At 64.9% G+C, this 5,082-nt stretch carries 4 protein-coding genes; 3 read left to right on the forward strand and 1 reads right to left on the reverse strand.

Annotation, left to right across the window (positions count from 1 at the left end):
• Window positions 1-54: 54 nt before the first annotated feature.
• The 3 genes from Q8K99_00280 to Q8K99_00290 all read left to right on the forward strand — a co-directional run bounded on the left by Q8K99_00280 (window position 55) and on the right by Q8K99_00290 (window position 4,855).
• Window positions 55-1,272, forward strand: coding sequence for a transposase family protein (locus Q8K99_00280; GenBank protein ID MDP2180991.1), 1,218 nt, complete (start codon window positions 55-57; stop codon window positions 1,270-1,272).
• Between the two features lie 176 nt (window positions 1,273-1,448).
• Entirely contained in the window at window positions 1,449-3,644 is a 2,196-nt protein-coding gene (locus Q8K99_00285; protein ID MDP2180992.1) for a bifunctional alpha,alpha-trehalose-phosphate synthase (UDP-forming)/trehalose-phosphatase, read from the forward strand.
• On the forward strand, window positions 3,641-4,855 hold the full coding sequence (locus tag Q8K99_00290; GenBank protein ID MDP2180993.1) for a glycosyltransferase: 1,215 nt from the start codon (window positions 3,641-3,643) through the stop codon (window positions 4,853-4,855). Before Q8K99_00285 ends, Q8K99_00290 begins: the two co-directional genes overlap by 4 nt.
• A 97-nt stretch (window positions 4,856-4,952) precedes the next feature.
• Here the strand turns inward: Q8K99_00290 and Q8K99_00295 are convergent.
• The coding region (locus tag Q8K99_00295) for a hypothetical protein (protein ID MDP2180994.1) at window positions 4,953-5,082 on the reverse strand (130 nt) is incomplete at its 5' end.

Here is a 5,082-nt window from a genome sequence, read left to right on the forward strand (position 1 = left end):
CTGTGACGAGGAGGCGCGACGAGGGTGCCTTTGACGATGACGGAGAGACACGCGGTGACGAGGAGGCTCGCCGAAGGGTATCGGCGGGCCGGCAAGCAGGAGAAGGGCGAGATCCTGGACACCCTGTGCTCGATCACAGGCTACAGCCGCGACCACGCGGCGAGGTTGTTGCGTGAGGGACCGCCGCCGCGAAGACAGCCGCGGAAGAGGCGCTCACGCACACGGACCTACGACGCCGATGTGCTGTTCGCGCTGCGAAGGATCTGGGCGACCTTGGACGGCCTTTGCGGCAAGCGGCTTCACGCCGCCCTACCCGAGATGGTGCCGGCGATGGAGAGATGCGGCGAGTTCACGGTCTCGCGCGAGGTGCGCGAGAAGCTGCTCCGGGTCTCGGCCGCCACGATCGATCGTCTTCTCGCGCCCGATCGTGCCAAACTCGCCCTCAAGGGCCGCACGGGCACCAAGCCCGGCACGCTGCTCAAGCACCAGATCCCGATCAAGACCTTCGCCGACTGGGACGACGCGGTCCCCGGCTTCGTCGAGATCGACCTGGTGGGGCACGAAGGCGGAGTGCTCAGAGGCGAGTACTGCCAGACACTGGATGTCACCGACGTGGCCACAGGCTGGACCGAGACCCGGGCGGTGCGCAACAAGGCCCAGGTGCACGTGTTCGCCGCGCTGAAGGAGATACGCACCGCGCTTCCCTTCCCGGTCCTGGGGATCGACTCGGATAACGGCAGCGAATTCATCAATCACGAGCTTCACCGCTACTGCGAGCAGAAGCGGATCACCTTCACCCGCTCAAGGGCCTACAAGAAGAACGACGGCTGCTACGTGGAACAGAAGAACTGGTCGGTGGTCAGACGCAACGTCGGCTACGCGCGCTTCGACACCCCCGGGGAACTCGCATGCCTGAACGAGATCTACGCGGCGCTTCGGGAACACACGAACTTCTTCATGCCGAGCGCCAAACTCGTGTCCAAGACCCGAGACGGCGCGAAGGTGAGCAAGCGCTACGACACCCCGATGACGCCATATGCCCGCGTACTCGCCTCCGCGCACGTCACCGAGGCGGCCAAACGCCGGTTGACGCGGCACTACGAGAGGCTCAACCCTGTGGCACTCAAGCGACGGATCGCCGAGCTGCAGAAGCGTCTGTACGAACTCGTCTCGCTCAAGGAATCGATCAGGAGAAGGGAGGTGCAGGCGCCCGATCTCGACGACATCTATGATGAGTCAACGAATGTGGCGTTCGACGACATTCTTACGTGAGGCAACGGGACGCGCGGACCACGGCGGCCGTGCGCGCGTCGCGGCGGGGACAGGCACTCACGTCCACAGCAGCGCAAACGCGCCGAAGGGGAATGTTAGGATGAAGAAGGAGGGGCTGCCCGGAGGGGGTCACACTGCGACCCGGGCGGCGTCTGAAGCTGTCGGCCCCCCACACCATGCCACGACTGATCCTCGTTTCGAACAGGCTCCCGGTCACCGTGGAGCGCCGCAAGGGTGAGCTGTCCTTCAAAGGCAGCGTCGGCGGCGTAGCCACCGGCCTGGGCTCGTACCACAACACGCACGAGAGCCTGTGGGTCGGCTGGGCCGATATCGCATCGGGTCGTCTCGATGCCGAGGACCGCGAGATCGTCCGCACCCGCCTGCGCGAGGAGCACTCGTGCGTGCCGGTGTTCCTCACCGCCGATGATGTCCGCGGCTACTATCACGGCTTCTCCAACCGCACCCTGTGGCCGCTCTTGCACCACTTCGCGCAGTACGCCGAGTTCGACCCGCGCATGTGGCAGGCGTACGAGCGCGTGAACCGCAAGTTCCGCGACGCCGTGCTCGAGATCACGAAGCCAGGCGACATCATCTGGGTCCAGGACTACCAGCTCATGCTCCTGCCGAAGATGCTCCGCGACGAGTTGCCTGAAGCCACCATTGGCTTCTTCATGCATATACCGTTTCCGTCGTTCGAGGTCTTCCGCATGCTCCCGTGGCGCCGCGAACTGCTCGAAGGGCTCCTCGGCGCGGATCTCGTCGGGTTCCATACCTACGACTACGTGCGCCATTTCCTTGGCAGTGCGAGGCGCCTGCTTGGCACGGAGGATCAGTACGGCCGGGTGAGCGTGGACGAACGGCTCGTGCTCGTGGACGCATTCCCGATGGGCATCGACTACGACCGCTACGCCGACGGCGTGGCCAGCAAGCGCGCTCAGCGCGAGATTGAGACGATTCGCACCCGGACGCAGAACCGTAAGCTAGTGCTCTCGGTCGACCGCCTCGACTACACGAAAGGCATCCCGGAACGCCTCCGGACGTTCGAGGCGTTGCTCGACCGGCACCCGTCGTGGCGCGGCCGGGTCTCGCTCATGCTCGTCGCTGTTCCCTCGCGCACGCGCGTGGAGCAGTATCGCGAACTCAAACGCGAGGTCGACGAGCTGGTCGGGTCGATCAACGGCGCTTACTCGACGCTCGAATGGACGCCCGTCCGCTACCACTACCGCTCACTGCCGTTCCACATGCTCGTTGGCACGTACGGCGCGGCCGACGTCGCGCTCGTCACCCCACTCCGCGACGGGATGAACCTCATCGCCAAGGAATACGTGGCGACCTGTATCGACGGCATCGGTGTACTCGTGCTCTCGGAGATGGCGGGAGCGGCCAAGGAACTCGCCGAGGCGGTGCTCGTGAACCCGAACGACCGCGACGCGATGGTCGAAGCACTGCTTGAGGCACTCACGATGGCCCCCGACGAGCAGCGCGCCCGCAACGAAGCCATGCAGCGCCGACTTCGTCGCTACACCGTGCAACGCTGGGCCGAGGACTTCCTTGGCAGACTGCAAGAGATCAAGCTCACGCAGGTCGGCTTCGGGGCGCACCTGCTCGACGAATGGGCAACCGAGCGCATGCTCACGGAGTTCCGCGACGCATCCCGACGCCTGCTTCTGCTTGACTACGACGGCACGCTCGTAGGGTTCTCGAAGCGCCCGGAAGACGCGCGCCCGCCGACCGAGGTGCTGGAGCTTCTCGCCGGACTGGCTGCCGACCCTCGCAATGAGGTTGTCGTGATCTCCGGCCGTGATCGCGAAACGCTCGACGACTGGCTAGGAGATCTGCACGTAGACCTCGTCGCCGAGCACGGCGTGTGGATCAAGGGTCGCCGCGGCGAGTGGGTGACGATCGAGCCGATGAACGCGGACTGGAAGGACCGGGTGCGCCCGGTGCTCGAGATGTATGTGGACCGCACGCCGGGGACCTTCGTGGAAGAGAAGGACTTCTCGCTGGTGTGGCATTTCCGCGCGGTCGATCGCGGTCTCGGCGAGACGCGCGTCCGCGAGCTCAAGGAAGAGCTGGTGAGCGTCGTGGGTGACTACGGGCTCGCCGCCATGGAGGGCAACAAGGTTCTCGAAGTGAAGGCGGCCGGGGTCAACAAAGGGCGCGCTGCGCACCGCTGGATGTGCCGCGAGGATGCTTGCTTCACCGTTGTCTTCGGCGATGACCGCACCGACGAGGACGTGTTCGAGGTGGCCGCCGACATGAAATGGACCGTGAAGGTGGGGACCGGCCCCACGCGCGCGCACTGGTCGGTGCGCTCGTATCGCGATGTACGTGAGTTGCTCGCGCGGATGCTGAAGGGTGATGCGAAATGAAGCGATTGGAAGACTACCGGGGCATCGTCGACGACAAGATCCTCGCGGACCTGTACCGCCGCGCGTCGCGGCTGTACGAGCGTCACGTGGTGCACGTGAACTCCACCGCGGCAGGCGGAGGCGTAGCCGAGATACTCTACTCGCTCGTCCCGCTCACCAACGACGCAGGCGTGAACGCTGGCTGGCGCGTGCTCGTGGGAGGCACCGACTTCTTCAACGTCACAAAGGCATTCCACAACGGGCTGCAGAGCGAGCAGATCGACCTGACCGATGAGAAGAAGCGCATCTACATCCAGACCAACGAGGCGTTCTCCCAGTACTCGCACATCAACAAGCACGACGCGGTCATGATCCACGACCCGCAGCCGTTGCCGATCATCAAGTTCTACAAGAAGCGCCAGCCCTGGGTCTGGCGCTGCCACATCGACCTCTCAGAGCCCGACCCCACGCTGTGGGAGTTCCTCAAGGGCTACATCCTGCGCTACGACCTCGTGATCGTGAGCCACGAGGACTACAAGCGGCCCGACCTCCCGGTCGAGCAGCGCATCATCAACCCGGCGATCGATCCGCTCAACCTGAAGAACATCGAGCTACCGCAGGAGACGATCGACAAGTACCTGGATCGCCACGGAATCCCGCGCGACAAGCCGCTGATCACGCAGGTCTCGCGATTCGACAAGTGGAAGGACCCCGAAGGCGTGCTCAGCGTGTTCGAACTCGTGCGCAAGGAGGTCGACTGCCGGCTCGTGCTCGCGGGCAACGTGGCGACCGACGATCCCGAGGGCTTCGAGATGTTCGAGCGCGTTCGCGACCGCGCGCAGGACCTGATCGACTCAGGCGACGTCATCCTGCTCATGGGAGCGAGCGACGTCGAGATCAATGCGCTGCAGCGCTCCTCGACAGTCGTGATGCAGAAGTCGCTGCGCGAGGGCTTCGGACTCACTGTGTCTGAGGCGATGTGGAAGGGCACGCCGGTCGTCGCATCCGCAGTCGGCGGCATCCCGCTGCAGGTCATCGATGGCCAGACGGGCTTCCTAGTGGACCCGACCGACATCGACGGCTGCGCCGGCAGGGTGGCCGAGATCCTCGAGAACCGGGCGCTCGCGAAGCAGATGGCCGCGCGTGGCGTCGAGCACATTCGCGAGCACTTCCTCGTCACACGTCTCCTCGGCCACGACCTGTCGCTGTTCGCGGAGCTGCTGGGCCACTAGACCGCACTCTTCGGAGATGTGCCGACGCACTCCGTCTGCCGCCTCCACGTCCCAGCCACGCCGAGAACTGCAGCGGCGTCCGGCCCCTTAGGACTCGTCACGAAACAACTGACCCGATTCGAGGTTCGGATGGGGCGATGGCGTAGTTCCACTCCCCGTGGAAGGCATCCCGCTGCAGATTCACGGCGGCAAGCTCCTCGTCACGCACCTTGGTGCCCTTCTCGTAG

The sequence above is a fragment of the Actinomycetota bacterium genome (assembly GCA_030682655.1).
Taxonomy (GTDB): Bacteria; Actinomycetota; Coriobacteriia; order Anaerosomatales; family JAUXNU01; genus JAUXNU01.